At 62.2% G+C, this 16,189-nt stretch carries 12 protein-coding genes; 2 read left to right on the top strand and 10 right to left on the bottom strand.

Annotated features, from left to right (window positions below; genetic code table 11):
- Window positions 1-7 precede the first annotated feature (7 nt).
- Complete coding sequence (locus tag BMX61_RS10880; protein ID WP_234794662.1) at window positions 8-808, bottom strand: alpha/beta hydrolase fold domain-containing protein; 801 nt, start codon at window positions 806-808, stop codon at window positions 8-10.
- 149 nt (window positions 809-957) lie between these two features.
- Here BMX61_RS10880 and BMX61_RS10875 point away from each other — a divergent pair, with 149 nt between their 5' ends.
- Window positions 958-1,893, top strand: coding sequence for a LysR family transcriptional regulator (locus tag BMX61_RS10875; RefSeq protein ID WP_075629799.1), 936 nt, complete (start codon window positions 958-960; stop codon window positions 1,891-1,893).
- A 58-nt stretch (window positions 1,894-1,951) separates the two neighbouring features.
- Here the strand turns inward: BMX61_RS10875 and BMX61_RS10870 are convergent, their stop codons facing one another.
- From BMX61_RS10870 to BMX61_RS10840, 7 genes are all read right to left on the bottom strand, one after another.
- Window positions 1,952-2,329 (bottom strand): hypothetical protein, encoded by a 378-nt coding sequence (locus tag BMX61_RS10870; RefSeq protein WP_075629800.1) that lies wholly within the window; start codon window positions 2,327-2,329, stop codon window positions 1,952-1,954.
- Window positions 2,330-2,478: 149 nt separating this feature from the next.
- Window positions 2,479-3,393 (bottom strand): glutathione-dependent disulfide-bond oxidoreductase, encoded by a 915-nt coding sequence (gene yghU / locus BMX61_RS10865; RefSeq protein WP_075629801.1) that lies wholly within the window; start codon window positions 3,391-3,393, stop codon window positions 2,479-2,481.
- 415 nt (window positions 3,394-3,808) lie between these two features.
- Complete coding sequence (locus BMX61_RS10860) at window positions 3,809-6,190, bottom strand: glycoside hydrolase family 3 N-terminal domain-containing protein (protein ID WP_075629802.1); 2,382 nt, start codon at window positions 6,188-6,190, stop codon at window positions 3,809-3,811.
- A 55-nt stretch (window positions 6,191-6,245) separates the two neighbouring features.
- Entirely contained in the window at window positions 6,246-7,247 is a 1,002-nt protein-coding gene (locus BMX61_RS10855) for an ABC transporter ATP-binding protein (RefSeq protein WP_075629803.1), read from the bottom strand.
- A 4-nt stretch (window positions 7,248-7,251) separates the two neighbouring features.
- Window positions 7,252-8,100, bottom strand: coding sequence for a carbohydrate ABC transporter permease (locus tag BMX61_RS10850; RefSeq protein ID WP_075629804.1), 849 nt, complete (start codon window positions 8,098-8,100; stop codon window positions 7,252-7,254).
- A gap of 1 nt (window position 8,101) precedes the next feature.
- Entirely contained in the window at window positions 8,102-9,019 is a 918-nt protein-coding gene (locus BMX61_RS10845) for a carbohydrate ABC transporter permease (RefSeq protein ID WP_075629805.1), read from the bottom strand.
- A 68-nt stretch (window positions 9,020-9,087) separates the two neighbouring features.
- Complete coding sequence (locus BMX61_RS10840; protein ID WP_075629806.1) at window positions 9,088-10,341, bottom strand: ABC transporter substrate-binding protein; 1,254 nt, start codon at window positions 10,339-10,341, stop codon at window positions 9,088-9,090.
- A gap of 170 nt (window positions 10,342-10,511) precedes the next feature.
- Here BMX61_RS10840 and BMX61_RS10835 point away from each other — a divergent pair, with 170 nt between their 5' ends.
- The gene (locus BMX61_RS10835) at window positions 10,512-11,561 is read left to right on the top strand and encodes a LacI family DNA-binding transcriptional regulator (RefSeq protein ID WP_075629807.1); all 1,050 of its coding nucleotides are present in this window, start codon (window positions 10,512-10,514) and stop codon (window positions 11,559-11,561) included.
- A 311-nt stretch (window positions 11,562-11,872) separates the two neighbouring features.
- Here BMX61_RS10835 and BMX61_RS10830 read toward each other — a convergent pair whose 3' ends face one another.
- Window positions 11,873-14,473, bottom strand: a complete 2,601-nt coding sequence (locus BMX61_RS10830; RefSeq protein WP_083639639.1) for an alpha-L-rhamnosidase-related protein — start codon at window positions 14,471-14,473, stop codon at window positions 11,873-11,875.
- Between the two features lie 707 nt (window positions 14,474-15,180).
- Entirely contained in the window at window positions 15,181-16,164 is a 984-nt protein-coding gene (locus BMX61_RS10820; RefSeq protein ID WP_075629810.1) for an ABC transporter ATP-binding protein, read from the bottom strand.
- Window positions 16,165-16,189: the final 25 nt, after the last annotated feature.

The following is a 16,189-nucleotide window of genomic DNA, read 5'->3' as shown; positions in this document are numbered from 1 at the left end:
GCGAGGTTCAAGCGCTCAATTGCTGCGCGAAGCGGATGAACTCGCCGCGCAATGCGGCCATCCATTCTCCCTCTTCGCCCTTGTAGATGCCGGTCCAGCCGCACTGGGCCGGCAAAACCGTCTTGCTGACCGACACCCCCGACGTCGCGAGCCTTTCGGCATAGCCGCTTGCTTCGTCACGCAGCGGATCGTCTTCCGATGTCACGACCAGCGCCGGCGCCACGCCCGAAAGCCGCGAACAGAGGCACGGGGCCGCATAAGGATGCTGAAAACCGCAGGCGGTCTCCAGATAGTGGCTCCAGCCTTCCGCCCATCGCGCGCTGAGAGAAGCCTCATCAGCCTTTCGCAGCGAGTCCGACGTCATCATCGGATCGATCATCGGCGAGAGCAGGATCTGCCCGGACAGGTCTCCCAGCAGCACGTCCCTCGCCTTGAGAGCGACGCCGGCGGCGATATTGCCGCCCGCCTCGTCGCCGGCGACGAACAGCGGCGATTTGGTCAGGCCCCCGTAAAGCTTTCGCTTGGTGCTCAGATAGGCGAGCGCCATGAAGGCATGTTCCATTGCCTGCGGAAAACGATTGTCGGACCCTCTGGCATAGTCCGCCTCGATTACCGTTGCGCCGGCGGCGACGAGTGCCGTCCCGACAAGCCGTTCTGCTGGCATCATCGCCTTGCCCTGGAAGGCATCGCCGCGAAAATAGAGAACGATCGGCGCGCCTTTGGCCTTCGACATCTCTCCGTAAAGCCGCATCGGAATAGGCGGCGTCAGCGGACCGTTTACTCCAACATTTTCCCAGCGCTCCGTCACAGTCACTCGCTTCGGCCCCGAAGAGGGCCAACCTTGTCTTCTTCTCTGAACTTGATATTATTGTTCGGCGCAGCTTACACAAGTCGGCATAACCGACATCACTGTTCCAGATTTATGGATAATATCGCAGCGCAGCATGGAGGCCTGTCATGGATCAGCTGTCAGCAATGCGCGTCTTCGTTCGCGTGGTGGAAACGGGCAATTTCACCCGGGCCGCTGCCGCACTCGACGTGCCGAAGACCACGGTGACCAACATGGTGCAGAGCCTGGAAGCGCATCTGCGCACGACGCTGCTCAACCGCACCACACGCCGCGTCATGGTGACGACGGACGGCGCGCTCTATTACGAGCGGGCGCAGCAGATTCTGTCCGAGCTCGACGAACTCGATGCCAGCATGTCGAATTCGCAGACCCAGCCGTCCGGGCGCTTGCGCGTGGAAATGGCGGGCGCCTTCGCCGATCTTCTGGTCGTGCCGAACCTCTGCGATTTCTACGAGCGGTTCCCGCAGATCCGGTTGGATATCGGCGTCGGCGACCGGCTCGTCGATTATATAGCCGAAAACGTGGATTGCGCCTTGCGTGCGGGCACGCCAACCGACCAGTCACTGATCGCGCGCAAGGTCGGGGAAATGACGATGCAGGCCTATGCCGCGCCGTCCTACATCCAGAAATTCGGAGAGCCGACCCATCCAAAGGAACTGGAAAACGACCATTTTTCCGTCGGTTACCTGAACGCCACCGCGGGGCGGGTCATGTCACCCGAATTTCTGCAGGGTGAAGAAAGGGTCGAGATCAATCCTCGTTACGTGGTCTCGGTGAACGACGCGCGTTCTTATGTTAACGCGGCCATCTCTGGCCTCGGTATCGTGCAGTCACCATGCTTCATGGTGCGCGAGGCACTGGAAAAGGGTGAACTGGTGGAGGTTCTGCCGCAATGGCACTGCGAGCCTCTGCCCCTCTATATCGTCTACCCCCAGACCCGCCACCTCTCGAACAAGGTCCGGGTCTTCGTCGACTGGCTGGCAAAGCTCGTGCAGAGCGTGAAGATCGAGGACAGCCGCAAGCAGATCCGCAGGTTCGGCTAGGACCTCGGACCGAAAAGCGGAAACCCGCTTTCGGGGAAAATGCGACGCAGAAACGCCATCACACCTCGAAAATCGGCTCGAAGGATTCGGGGAAGTTCTGGCGTGCCACGCGCTCGTTGATCTGCAGCAAGGTCTCGTAGGACAAAGGATCGAAGCTCTTGTCGACCGCCACGACCTCGCGGCCGAACAGCAGGTTCAACCGCGCGGCATCGAGATTGCCGCGCTCGAAGGGTTCGGCGCCAAAATGATACCAGAGGGCATGCAGGAAGGCGGCATCGATGCGGTGCTCCTTCGTGCCCGGCCGCGCCTTGCGCGGCAGGGCCTTGAGCGGCGTAACACCTTTGGGATTGGCGCGGCGAATGGTGAACTGGATGCCCGTGCCTGGCATGCCACCGGGAAAGCCACGATGTTTCGTCATCTCGGGCAGGACGGCCATGTCTGCGTCTCCATCAGCCTTGCGCGTATCGGGTGAACAGGCGTTCGCCCGCCATGCATTTGCTGTTTAACCTCGCATTGCCCAGATGCAAGCCCTTCCCGCTTTCGCGGGAAAGGCGCTTCGCTTCAACAAGCATCAGGGCAAAGGGCTCAGGCGCCCGAGCCGATCTTGTCCTGGGTCTTCGTGTCGAAATCGGCGGCGTCATGGCGCTCGTGCAGCTGGGTGGACGGTTCGCCCGAGGTGCGGTTCACCATCGCGCCACGCTGGACCGCGCGGCGCGCGCCCAGCTGCTTGGCCCAGCGCACCACATGCTCATATTCATGGGTCGCCAGAAATTCGCCGGCATTGGGGTAGGACTCGTTGAGCGCCAGGCGGCCATACCACGGCCAGATCGCCATATCGGCGATGGTGTAATCGCTGCCCGCCACGAATTCATGGTCGGCGAGTTGCCGGTTCAGCACATCCATCTGCCGCTTGGCTTCCATGGCATAGCGGTCGATCGCATATTGGATCTTGACCGGCGCATAGGCGAAGAAATGCCCGAAGCCGCCGCCGACGAAAGGCGCCGAGCCCATCTGCCAGAACAGCCAGTTCATCGCTTCCGCCCGTTCGCGCACACCGCTCGGCAGGAAAGCGCCAAACTTGTCCGCAAGATAGACGAGGATCGAGCCGGACTCGAACAGACGCAGCGGCGCACCGCCATCCTTGGGACGATGATCCATCAGCGCCGGAATTTTCGAATTCGGGTTGACCTCGACAAAGCCGGAGCCGAACTGATCGCCCTTGCCGATATTGATCAGCCAGGCGTCGTATTCCGCCTCCGTATGGCCCGCCGCCAGCAGCTCTTCCAAGAGGATGGTCACCTTCACGCCATTGGGCGTGCCCAGCGAATAAAGCTGGAGCGGATGCCGGCCGACAGGCAGCGCTTTCTCCTGTGTCGGGCCGGCAATCGGCCGGTTGATCGAAGCGAACTGGCCGCCATTGCCCGGCTCCCAGCGCCATACGCTTGGCGGCTCGTATCCGGCCGGCAGATTGTTCTCAGGCGGAAACTTCGAATCGGTCATGGAATGGGTCCTCGATTGGGGTGACCGACAGTCTCGGGCGCGTCGATCACAGGCATCAAGCACATCGTCATTCCCGGCCCGCTTGACAAGCCCCCTCCTCTCGCCGGCGCCACGTCGGCCGGCGGAAATCTTGCGGGATGTTTCTCCACGAGATCCGGCTCAAACACCAGCGAGACCAAACGACAGGTCTGCAAATTCGCACCGGATGGGCGAGCGGCTGAAAACGGATCCACGACCAGCGACACAAAAGCCCGCCGCGTAAGACACCAAACACCCCTGATAGGCGCCGTTGTGACATGGTCAGCACGAGCCGCCCGCGGGCTTGACCGGCACTGGGATCAGGACACCCTCTCCGCACAGGCAAAGAGGATCCCCGACCGCGGCGCGCGCATCACGCCCCGTCGAGCGATACCGATCATGCACCGCGCGGCTCTATGACGGTCCTTGAGACCATTCGCCAGTCTCCACCAATGATCCTGGTCGGACCGTTGAGGCGCACCGTCGCGCTCAAGGGCAGGTCCGCGCTCGACGGGCCGACCATGATCTGCACATCGCCGGGTTCGACGATGCGCCGGTGATGCGGGCCGGTAAAGGAGAGCATGTCCGTCGGAATATGGAAGGTCACCTGCGAATCTTCGTCAGGCTCGAGCGTGACCCGGCCAAACGCCTTGAGTTCCTTCAGCGGCCTGACGATGCTGGCCCTGACATCGCGGACGTAAAGCTGCGGCACCGCCGTACCTTTCCGCGTGCCTGTGTTGCGAATGGTGAAGCGCGCGATGATTTCGCCGGTGGCCAGATCGACCTCCGGCGCGCCGAGCGAGAGATTTTCATAGGCAAAGCTGGTATAGGACAGGCCGTGACCGAAGGGGAAATCGCTGCCGAAATGGCGCGCCACCGGCGCACCGGCGCTCTTGAATTTGTGATTGTAGAAATAAGGCGCGGCGCCGGCGCTGCGGGGTATGGAGAGCGAAAGACGGCCGGACGGCTCGACCGCTCCGGTCAGGACATCCACCAGCGCATGGCCGCCTTGCTCGCCGCCGAAGAAGGACATGACATAGGCGGCCACACGGTGTTCAAGCCCGCCGAGATTATAGGGGCGGCCGGATGAGAGGACGACGATGACAGGCGTTCCGGTCTCGACGATGGCCTCCAGCAGCGCCTGCTGCACGCCCGGCAGGTCGAGCGTATCGGTATCGGAGCCCTCCCCCACGGTCCCGGTCTGGAAGATGCCGGAGAGATCGCCGACGCAGACGACGGCGACATCGGCACGCTTCGCGGCCGCGACGGCCGCCGGGATCAGGTCGAAGCTGGTCGATACGGGTGATGTCAGGTTCAACACAGCGCTGTCGGGCACGTCGCCGGGGAAGACGGGTGCGCCGAACTGGCGCTTTTCGAGAATGTGGCATCCCTTCGCATAGACGACCTTGTCGGAGCCGAACACCGCCTCGAACCCGGCCCGCAGCGTCACGATCTGGTCCGTGCTGTCGGACAGCTCGCTGACGATCAGGTGAACGGGGAACGAATAGTCGCCCAGCAGTGCCAGCGGATCGTCGGCGGTCGGACCGATCACGGCCACGGTCTTGGATTTTGCCAGCGGCAGGATTCCGTCATTCTTGAGGATGACCACGGCTTCCCGCGCCACCTTGCGGGCGAGGTCGAGCGTCTCGGGCGTGCGCAGCCGAATGACGCCTTCCTCCGCATACGGGTTTTCGAACAGGCCGATGCGGAATTTTTCGGTGATCACGCGGGTGACGACGGCATCGATCGTTTCCATCGAGATCAGCCCGCGCTCCAGCGCCTCCTTCAGATGGGCGGCGCAGTCGTCGCCCGGAAGCTCCACGTCGAGCCCGGCCTTGTAGGCGAGCGCCGCTGCCTCGGCCTGATCGGCGGCCACGCCATGATGTTTGTAGAGCAGGCTGATGCCGATGTAGTCGGCGACGATCAACCCATCGAAGCCCCAATCCTCGCGCAGCACCTTGGTCAGCAGATGGTGCGAGGAATGGCAGGGTTCGCCGTCGATGTCATGATAGGCCGGCATGACCGAGCCGGCATTGCCAAGCCGCACCGCCATTTCGAATGGCAGCAGGAATGTGTCGTTCAGCTCGCGCCAGCCGAGATTGACAGGCGCATGATTGCGCCCGCCTTCGGAGAGCGAATGGCCGGCGAAATGCTTGAGCGTCGCCAGCAGATCGCGCTTTTCGCCCTGCAGCCCGCGCACATAGCCGGCCCCCAGGACGCCGACGAGATAGGGATCCTCGCCGAAGGTCTCCTCCGTGCGGCCCCAGCGCGCATCGCGCGCCACGTCGAGCACCGGCGCCAGGCCCTGGCGGCAGCCGACGGCGCGGGCTTCCTCCCCGATGGCGCGGCCCACGGCTTCGATCAGCTCTGGATTGAAGGTGGCCCCGAAGGCGAGCGCGGAAGGAAAGAGCGTTCCGCCCTGCACCATCAGGCCGGACAGGCATTCCTCATGCGCCATCACGGGAATGCCGAGCCGGGTTTCCTCGCAGAGGAAATGCTGCAGCTTGTTCAGCGCGCGCACGCCCGACAGCGGCGAGACCGGCCGGCTGCCTAAGGGACGAGTGATCTGGCCGAGGCCATGACCCAGCGCTGTTTTCAGCCGCTGCGGATCGCTGCTACCGGTAAATTCATCGCTGCGCACGATGTGCTCGCCATCCTCCGACAGCATCAGCCAGAAGGCGTGCATCTGCGCGATCTTCTCGTCGATCGTCATACGGGCGAGAAGGTCGCGGACGCGCGCTTCGACGGCCAAAGCAGGGTTCTTATAGGGAAGCGACATCGAACTGTCCTCAAGCAAGAAAGTGTGTGCGAAGCCTGTGCCTTGAGGCTTTGGCTCAGTTTCGGAGGCGACGGCCGTCTGCGAAGCGGTGAAGCTTGTCGGCGCGCGGCGCGAGCATCACCGAGGCGCCGATCGCATAGGCGGAATCGCCGTCATCGACCGCGACCATCTGCTGGCCATCGGCGAGCGCGAGGTAATAGACCGTCTGTGCGCCCAGCCGCTCGCAATGGCGGACCGATGCCTGCCACTCGCCCTCATCGGCCGATAGCCGCAGATGTTCCGGGCGAATACCGATCTCTTCCGCCCCATGGCGCGCGGCAATCTCACCCTTCAGGAAATTCATCTTGGGGGCGCCGAGGAAGCCGGCGACGAAGGTCGTTTCCGGTTCGTTGTAGAGATCCATCGGCGCGCCGACCTGCTCCACCCGGCCGCCATTCATCACGACGATCTGGTCCGCCATCGTCATCGCCTCGACCTGGTCGTGGGTGACATAGATCATCGTCGCGCCAAGCTGACGGTGAAGCTCGGAAAGTTCGACGCGCATCTGCGTGCGCAAGGCAGCGTCGAGATTGGAGAGCGGTTCGTCGAACAGGAAGACCTCCGGCTCGCGCACGATGGCCCGGCCGATGGCCACGCGCTGGCGCTGCCCGCCGGACAGTGCCTTGGGCTTGCGCGCCAGGAGCGGCTCGAGCTTGAGGATCGCGGCCGCCTTGGCGACCCGGTTTTCGATCTCCGCCTTGGGCGCGCCGGCCATCTTCAAGGGAAAGCCGATATTCTCGGCCACCGTCATATGCGGATAGAGCGCATAGGACTGGAAGACCATGGCGACGCCGCGCTCGGCCGGATCGACCGAGGTGACATCCTTGCGGTCGATCAGGATCTGCCCGTCGGTCGGCATATCCAGCCCGGCGATGATGCGCAGCAGGGTCGACTTGCCGCAGCCGGACGGGCCGACGATGACGGTGAAGGAGCCGTCGGGAATGGTCAGATCGACGGCCGGCAGCACGGTCAGCGCACCGAACTGCTTGCCAATATTCATGAGGGAAACGCTGGACATGATGTTACCCCTTGACCGCCCCGCCCGTGAGGCCGGCGATGATGTAGCGTTGTGCGAAAAGGAAGAAGACGATTGCGGGCGCGAGCGTCAAAGTCAGAAGCGCCAGGAGCTTCGGCCAGTCGGTCGAATAGGCGCCCTGATACTGCTGGATGCCGAGCGGCCAGGTATAGTGATCCACCGAACTCAGCGTCACCAAGGGCAGGAGATAGCTGTTCCAGCTGGTCATGAAGGTGAAGACGCCGACCGTGGCGATGATCGGCAGCGACAGGGGCAGCACCACATACCAGTAGATGGCGAGATAACCGCAGCGATCCATGCGCGCCGCCTCGATCAGCTCTTTCGGCAGCTCGGCAAAAAAGGTGCGAAACAGCATGATGGCGAAAGCGAGCCCAAAGGCGACCTGTGGCAGGATCACGCCCCAGGCGCTGTTCAGAAGGTCGATATCGCGCAGGAGCAGGAAGACCGGCAAAATGGCGGTCGCTACGGGAAAGAGCAGGCCGACGGTGAAGAAGGCGGCCAAATAGTCCCGCCCGAAGAAGCGGATATGCACAAGGGCAAAGGCCGCCATGGACGCAAGCAGCACCGTCAGCGCGACGGTCAGGGTCGAGATCAGCAATGAATTGAGCATCATCTGGCCGAAAGGCCCGCTTTCCATGACGGCATGGAAGGAGGTGAAGTCCCAATGTTCGGGCAGCGCGAAGGGGCGTGTGCGTAATTCGCCGATGGTTTTGAAGCCGCCGAAGACGGTGATGTAGAAGGGGATCAGAACGAAGAGCCCCATGACCCCAACGCCGAGCCATTGCAGTGGCGAGACCCCGTAGTCGGCGTTGATCCTGGTGTCGGTTTTCGCCATGTCAGGCCTCCATCCGCTTGAGCGCGCGCTGATAGACGAGCGCGACGACGACGCAGATCAGGAAGAGCACGATGCTGACAGCACTGCCAAAACCGACGCGCATGCGCGTGACGCCGAACTGATAGAGAAAGCCGACGATCGTGAGGCTGGCATTGTTCGGCCCGCCATTGGTCAGCGGCACGATCAGATCGAACAGCTGCAGCGAGCCGGTGACGGCGAAAAAGGCGGTGACGGCAATGGCCGAGCGGATCATCGGCAGCTTGACATGGCGCACGATGCGCCACTTGCTGGCCCCGTCGAGACGGGCGGCTTCGATCATCTCGTCGGGAATGTTCTGCAGGGCGGCGATATAGATCATCATGTGGAAGCCGAAATATTTCCACACCAGCACCACGGCGATCGCCGGCATCACCAGCGTCGCATCGCCCAGCACGAAGGGTGCGTCTATGCCGAGGAGAGCGCCGATCTGATGGGCGATGCCGTAATTGCCGTCATAGACGAAATTCCACATCAGGCCGGCGGCCACTTCCGCCAGCATGTAAGGCAGGAAGAACAGGGTGCGCACCGCTGCCGCCACCCGCGTGCTCTTGTAAAGCGCCAGCGCCAGCCAGAGCGCCAAGGGCAACTGCAGGAACAGCGAGACGACGATGATGAAGCCGGTATTGGTGAGCGCGGTGGCGAAATGGCGCTGCTCGATCAGCGTGGCATAGTTCTTCAAACCAACGAATTCGCTTGGTGCGCCAAAGCCATTCCAGTTGAAGAAGGAGAAGCGGAAGGCCTGAAGGATCGGCAGGATCACGAAGGCGGCAAAGAGCACGAAGGCCGGAAGCAGCAGCACGGCGAGCGCCGCGCCACGCGGCAGCTTGAAGCCGGCACCGCGAAAGGCGGTCGCAGGGCTTCGAGACAGGGACGATGTCATGGGATCACTCGAATTACGAAGGAAAGAGTGGCCGGCCCCTCATGGACCGACCACCCTCCGGGAGGATCTCAGCGATCAAGCGCCATGGCGTCTTCGACGTCTTGGGCAGCCTGCTTGGCGGAAATCGCCTCCGAGGTCAGCGCTGCCGATACGTCGTTAACGGCACCGCCGGCGCTCAGGCCCAGGCTCTGGTCGAAGAAGATCGCGTGATAGGGCGAGGCGCTGATATTCTGCGCGATCTGCTTCAGGAAGGGATTGGCAAGGCTGTCGGCCGCCTTGGGATTGATCGGAATGTAATAGCCGGCCTTGGCGAACTGGCTGATATTTTCCGGCTTCTGATACCAGGCCATGAAGTCGATCGCCTCGTCGGGCGCCGCCTTGGAGAAGATCCAGCCATTGATCCCGCCGAGCGTATCGCGCTCCGTGCCCTTCTGGCTGGCGACAGCCGGGAAGGTGAAGAAGCCGAGCTGCTCGTCCGAGAGCCCTTTGCCGGAGGAGGAGTTGGTCTTGGATTCCTGGTAGTTCCAGTCGCCCATCAGGATCATCGCCGCCTTGCCATCTCCGAAGGTGCCGGACGCGGAGGGATAGCCGGCAGCCTCGAAGCCCTTCTGATAGGGCGCAAGCTTGGAAAGGCGCAGGAACTCCTCGCCCGCCTTGACGAATTCAGGGCCAGCAAAGCCACCGTTCTTGCCGTCGCGGGCGGCCTCCATGCCGCTGCGTCCGGCCAGGCGGATCGCCAGATAATCCCAGAAGAAGGCGGCAGGCCACTTGTCCTTGGAGCCCATGGCAAGCGGCGTGATGCCAGCTTCCTTCAGCTTGGCAACGCCGGCGAGAAAGCCGTCCCAGCTCGCCATGCTCGCCGGATCGACGCCAGACTTCTTGAACAGGTCCTTATTGTACCAGAAGACCACCTGCGAGACGTTCTGTGCGATGCCGTAGAGTTTGCCGTCACGGGTGAAGGCGTCGACACCCACCGTGCCGGCGGCAGCCTTGGTCTCGGCGGAGATCTTGCCGTCAACCGAGCGCAAGAGACCGGCCTTGACCTGGTCGGTCAGCACGCCGCCGCCCCAGCTATAGATGATCGACGGCGGATCGTTGGACTGCAGCGACGTCGCCAGCGTGGTCTTGTAGTCATCGCCGAACTTACGAATGTCGATCTTCACGCCCGGATGCGATGCCTCGTAGGTGCGGGCCATCTCGTCCATGAGCTTCAGCTCACCGGGGTTCTGTTGCATATGAACCACGGTGACGTGGACGTCCTTGGCGAAGGCGCCGTGCGCCAGCAGGCTCACCAAACTGACTGTCAAAACAAGCTTTTTCATCTGAAGTCCTCCCTTGAAATCCGCCCCAACGCCGATCCTCGTTTCAGCGTTATCATTAACGTTAGCGCTAACGTTATTTATCGTCAATAGCGTCTTGCCCTCCGCGCTCAGAAAAGCGAAGGTGACTAACGTGCCGCTCAGGCGCACACATATTACAGGTTGAAAATTTAGTGAAAAAGACCAATCCAACCCTGGCCGAGATTGCGCGGGTGGCCGGCGTCTCGATGATGACCGCCTCGCGCGCCGTCAACAACCAGCCCGGCGTGTCCGACGAGAAACGTGCCGAGATCCTGCGGATCGCGGACGATCTCGGCTATGTCGCCAATCGGGCGGCGCAGCGCCTCTCCGGCGGCCGCTCCCACGTGATCGGTGTGATCGCACAGTTGCATACCCTCTTTACCAGCGAGCTGGTTCTGGGCATTGGCAGCGCTGGCCGCGCCGCGAATTACGAAATGCTCGTCTACTCGCTGTCAGATGCGGACAACCGACCGCCGGGGCCGATCCTCGACCTTTTGAGCCAGATCGTCGACGGCGTGATCGTCATCCTGCCGTTTCAGTCGGACTATCTGGCGAGCCTGTCGAACGCGAAGCTACCGATCGTCACGATCGATGAAGGCAATGACGCCCCCTTTCCGAAGATCATGACCGACAATTATCAGGGCGCGCGGCTGGCCATCGAACATCTGGCCGCGCTGGGACACCGGCGCATCGGCTTCATTGCCGGAAACGAAGGCCTTGCATCGGCGCGAGATCGCGCGCGTGCCTTTCATGACATGCGCGCCCAACTCGGCCTCGATGCCGATCCAGAGCTGGTGGTACATGGCAACTTCATGCAGCAGGGCGGCTTTCTGGCGGCGCAGCGGCTGATGCGGCTTGCCGAGCCGCCGACGGCCATCTTTGCCGCCAACGACATGAGCGCGGTGGGCGCCATGGCCGCAATCCGCGAAAGCAAGCGCTCGGTGCCACAGGATATATCGCTGATCGGCTTCGACGATGTGTCCGTCGCAAACCATGTGCACCCGGCGCTGACGACCATCCGCCAGCCCCTGACGCAAATGTCGCGCGCCGCCGTCAATACGCTGCTCGCCATGATCTCCGGCATCGCACCGCCGGCAGAGCGGATCCTGCTTTCGCCGGAGTTGGTCGCGCGTGAATCGACGGCCGCGCCGCCTCTGGAAAAGCTGTCGCAAAAGCCGGGCCGAAAAGGCATGACTCGCTGATATCACGCAGAACGTCTTGCGCCGGCGGCCCCCGGCGGGCGTAGGCGGACCCCACAAAGAGCCGCATTGGATCGGCTTGCAGACCCAAGATATCGTCAGTGCGGAAACTGCGGTCGGCAGCAGTGCTCCGGCTTTTGCTGGAGCGCGATCAGCGACAAGGACTTGCCAAACGAAAGCGTGTCACGTGGCCTCGCTCCAGTGACACGCTTCAACCTTTGATTTTAACTGAACCCGCACGAACCGACGGGCGGCCTTATGCGGCCTGCTTAAGCCTCGAGCATAAGGCCGCAAGTCGTCATCGGCCCTGTGCTTCAGTTGCTGAGGACGACCATGTGCGTACCGCCCGGCAGATCCGAGACATAGAGGAAGTTGCCGTCGGAAACCGCGCGATAGGCGCCGCGCTCAGCCGCGTGGCCATCCTGCCAGATGATCCTGCCGTCCATCAGGACGGTGGCATCGGCACCGGCGATCATGGGGATGCCGATCCGTCCCTTGGTTCCCTGAGGCGCCTCGACGGTCAAGCTCAGCTGGCCATCGCCCTGGTTCCACTGCACGTCGATCGGCCCAGCGGGTGTGGGGACGCGGCCTTCGGCACGGTCCAATTTGCCGATATGCGGCTGGACGAGCCAGGTCTTGAAGCCTGGCGAAAGAGGGCGGACACCCAGCACATAGCCCGACAGGGCGGACACCGCGCCGGTTGCCCATCCATGCGCCAAGCTCGTATAGGAGCCCAGCCCAGGCTTGCCGTCGACGGCGACATTTTCCCAGAGCGTGCTGGTCATGTCGGGATTGTCGGGATTGACCATCCAGCCATAGACGTTGCGGATCAGCGTCTCGGCATTTTCCGTGTCGTCATGGGCGAAGCGTGCCTGCGCCTCATAGCCGGAGATGAAGGTGCTGACGATCGGCTTCCACCAGCGGTCGCCAAAGGGGAGCGGCCCGTATTTCGTGGTCCACAGCAGGCTCTTCATGCTGGCCAGAACCCGGGGCACCTCTTCGGCGGGCGCGAGCCCGGCGAACAGGGCTGCGGCATTGGCATCCTGTGCGATGATATCGACGGTGTCGCTGATCTTATAATAGCCCTTCTGCGGATTATACATGTAGCGATTGATGGCCTGGCCCAGCTTGTCTGCCTGGCTGCGATAGTCGTCGGCGTCAGCGGCTTCGCCCAGAGCGTCGGCCATTGCGGCCGCACTGAGCAGCGTGCGGTAGTAGATGGCGTTATAGGCCGTGATCGCGCCGACCTTTTCGGCATCGTAGAAGTCCCAGTCGGCGCCGTCCTGGCGGCGCGTGACGAACAGTCCGCGCTGATCCAGGCGCGTCGCATTCCATGCCATCTGCTTCTGCACGATCGGCCACATGGTCTTCGCGAAGTCATAGTCGCCGCTGAAGAGCAGGTGATCATAGGCGCCGAGGACGACATACATCGAATAGGTGGCCGAGTAAGGACCGGTCTCGGACGTCAGGTTCTTGGCGGGAATGGTGGGATAGGTGGCCGGCACAGCCCCCTCGATAAAGCCGCTCGTGTGCTGGCGCGTCGCCATCTGCTGCAGCGAGCCCTTGAGATAGTCATTGTTGCCGAGACTATAAGCGATCGACGGCCCGGCAATGTCGATATCCCCTGACCAGATCAGGCGGTCGCGCTTCGCGCCATCCAAGATGGCGGCCCGCTCGTTGCTGCCGGGGATCCAGAAATCGGCCAGATCCGCCGCCTTATCGAAAGGCAGGTTCAGCTTGGCGCCATTGCTGACAACGACCTTGCGAAACTGCGCCGCTTCGCCGCTATACTCGCGGAAACCGATCGAGCCCTTGCTGAAAGCAGACGCATCCGCCGTCAAAACGAGGCTGCCATTGATGCTGACAGTGGCGACCTTGCCGCGCACCGTTGTCGTGACATCGTACCACTTGCCCTCGACGATGGGGAAGGGAACGGTTGCGGACGCGATCGTCTTGTAGGCATTGTCGATGGCCGTCAGCGCACGCAATTGGCCGCTCTTGTCCAGGAGAAAGACGAGCCCGTTGCGGGGGTCCTGCGCGCGTACGGCCCAGCCTGCCTGAGCCGAGACGATCTTGACCTGCATCGTCACCGTGTAGTCGGCCCAGTCCTTTCCTGGCATGTAGTAGCCGATGTCGGAACCCGCTGTGAGGTTGCTGGCGCCACGCGCCTCCATAGCGCCAGAGACGATCCGGAACCCACCCGGCATGGACCGCGCAGGCACGGAACCTAGCTGCGCGGTGTAAGCACCGGCATACCAGATCCGATTGAGAACATCGTCGCTGGAGGAGAAATAGCCGCCATAATCGACAGGCTGTGTACGGTCCGCGATATATTTGATGCCGACCCGATTGAGCGTGATCGAGCCCGACCCCGTGAAGGTAAGTTGCTGATAACGCTCCCCGCCTTGATTGTCGTAATTGGTAATCAGGCCCGGCTTGGTGACGGTGTAGACGTCATAGCGACGGGGATCGCCCTCTCCCGTGCCGAGCGATTGTGCCGGCGGCGCCGCGCCATCGCCATTTTCGGAAAGGTAACGATTGGTCTCGGCATAGGCGGCCTTCATGTCCACCGAGCCGGTCACGGCGCCGACGTCGAAGAACGGAATGCCGCCGACATTGCGGCCGTAGTCCAGAACGACCGTGACCTTCGAGCCGGGCGCGACATCGATCGTGGCGCCCATCACGCCGTCGCAAAGCAGCGCATCGGCATCAGACACGGTGCCTTTGACGCTGACGACCTTGACCGGGCAGACCTCGGGATTTTCAGGAACGAGATTGTCCGGAAGCAGCGCCGCCGGATTGGGCGTATGATGCGCCAGGCCATTGGACAGGGCCGTGCCGGGAGACAAGAGCATCAGGGCCGACAAGGCGACGCCACGCAACAAATAGGATCTGGATGTCGATTGAGACTGCATTCTTCGGTTTCCTCCGCTTAAATTCTTTTCGCTACGCAGTCTGCGGCTTGAATGACAGGCCACGGCAAGCCGATCACGCCGGCCATGCCAGGCGCGAGACAGCCCGCTTCTGCGAGGGTCTTTCAGGGTTGCGATGTCAGGCGAACCTCATCATCGTTCGGCCATGCGGCGGGACGACTTGCCACCGGGGCATCCATCGATCGGCCGCATGGAAGGAGCCCTTCTCACGCATTGTGCGATTACGAGGGCAAGTAACAGGTGGTTCGCTTTTCAGCGTGTTTGCTTGCGGTGCTTCGGGCCTCCCCTCCCCATGCACACATCCAAAATCATGAAATTCTATATTAGATGAATATTCGACATGCGATATCCGAGTCAACCGAAAAAAATGATATAAGCGAATGAAAACTGTGGTTTAGAATGGACATGCGGATGCTGCGCCGGCGTGTCTTCACCGTAGGATTCGAAAAGCCGGACCGCCTTTTTCACACCAGCAACTCAAGATGGAAGCCATGCACGACCTTGCTCGACATTCCCGGCACCGAGCGGTTATTGCCGGCCTCCTACATCATGATGTTACGGCGGAATTCCGCAACGACTATCTAGCCAAGCAAAACCTCCTGTCTAAAGATCTGCATCTCGCATCGCTTTCGCATGGGAACGAGATTGCTTTGGTCAGATCTTGCACGAAGCAAGCAACCGATCCGTGGTCAGATCTCGAAGCGATGTTCGTGGCCTGCTATGGGGCTTGCCCAAAGTCGCTGGCCGATGGCCACCGGCGCATGGCCTTCGCTGCGCGCCACCATCGGCCCGGCCTCCTCGACATCGAGATAGACGAGGGCGTCGGCGCCCAGCCTTTCGATATGGCGGACGGTTCCAGGCCAGCGGCCATCCGTCTCGGACAGCGTGATATGTTCGGGCCGAATGCCATAGGTGCGGCAGCCTGCCCGTTCGGCGAACGCGCCTTGATAAAGGTTCATGCGTGGGCTGCCGATGAAGCCGGCGACGAAGGGCGTCGCCGGCCGATCGTAGAGTGCCATCGGGCTGCCGACCTGCTCGATCTTGCCGCCATTGAGAACCACGATCTTGTCGGCCATGGTCATCGCCTCGACCTGATCATGCGTGACGTAGATCATCGTCGTTTTCAGGCGGGCATGGAGATCGGCAATCTCCAGACGCATCTGCGCGCGCAGGGAGGCATCGAGGTTGGACAGCGGCTCGTCGAAGAGAAAGACCTGGGGGTTGCGCACGATCGCGCGGCCGATCGCCACGCGTTGACGCTGACCGCCCGACAGCGCCTTGGGCTTGCGGTCGAGAAGATGGGTGAGTTGCAGCGCGTCGGCCGCCGCATTGACCTTGGCGTCGATTTCCGCTTTCGGGCGGCGGGCAAGGGAGAGGCCGAAGCCGATATTTTCCGCCACCGTCATATGGGGATAGAGGGCATAGGACTGAAACACCATCGCGATGCCACGTTCGGATGGTTCGCGATCGGTGACGTCGCGCCCGCCGATCGTCAGGGCGCCCGAGGTGACGTCTTCCAGCCCCGCGATCATCCGCAAGAGGGTCGACTTGCCGCAACCGGAGGGACCGACGAAGACGGTGAACTCCCCCGGCGCGATCTCGAGATCGATGCCTTTGATGATTTCCAGCGCGCCGAAGCTTTTGCGGATATTTTTGAGCTGGACGCCCGACATGAGGCCCTCCCTGATTTTGTGCGGC

Source organism: Xaviernesmea oryzae (genome assembly GCF_900109605.1).
GTDB lineage: Bacteria > Pseudomonadota > Alphaproteobacteria > Rhizobiales > Rhizobiaceae > Xaviernesmea > Xaviernesmea oryzae.
This window is presented reverse-complemented; position numbering and strand designations above follow the sequence as displayed.

Bases quoted from the DNA above. Each gene is read 5' to 3' on its own strand.
- BMX61_RS10875 (WP_075629799.1), top strand. From the start codon at position 958: ATGGATCAGCTGTCAGCAATGCGCGTCTTCGTTCGCGTGGTGGAAACG.
- BMX61_RS10870 (WP_075629800.1), bottom strand. From the start codon at position 2,329: ATGGCCGTCCTGCCCGAGATGACGAAACATCGTGGCTTTCCCGGTGGC.
- yghU (WP_075629801.1), bottom strand. From the start codon at position 3,393: ATGACCGATTCGAAGTTTCCGCCTGAGAACAATCTGCCGGCCGGATAC.
- BMX61_RS10860 (WP_075629802.1), bottom strand. From the start codon at position 6,190: ATGTCGCTTCCCTATAAGAACCCTGCTTTGGCCGTCGAAGCGCGCGTC.
- BMX61_RS10855 (WP_075629803.1), bottom strand. From the start codon at position 7,247: ATGTCCAGCGTTTCCCTCATGAATATTGGCAAGCAGTTCGGTGCGCTG.
- BMX61_RS10850 (WP_075629804.1), bottom strand. From the start codon at position 8,100: ATGGCGAAAACCGACACCAGGATCAACGCCGACTACGGGGTCTCGCCA.
- BMX61_RS10845 (WP_075629805.1), bottom strand. From the start codon at position 9,019: ATGACATCGTCCCTGTCTCGAAGCCCTGCGACCGCCTTTCGCGGTGCC.
- BMX61_RS10840 (WP_075629806.1), bottom strand. From the start codon at position 10,341: ATGAAAAAGCTTGTTTTGACAGTCAGTTTGGTGAGCCTGCTGGCGCAC.
- BMX61_RS10830 (WP_083639639.1), bottom strand. From the start codon at position 14,473: ATGCAGTCTCAATCGACATCCAGATCCTATTTGTTGCGTGGCGTCGCC.
- BMX61_RS10820 (WP_075629810.1), bottom strand. From the start codon at position 16,164: ATGTCGGGCGTCCAGCTCAAAAATATCCGCAAAAGCTTCGGCGCGCTG.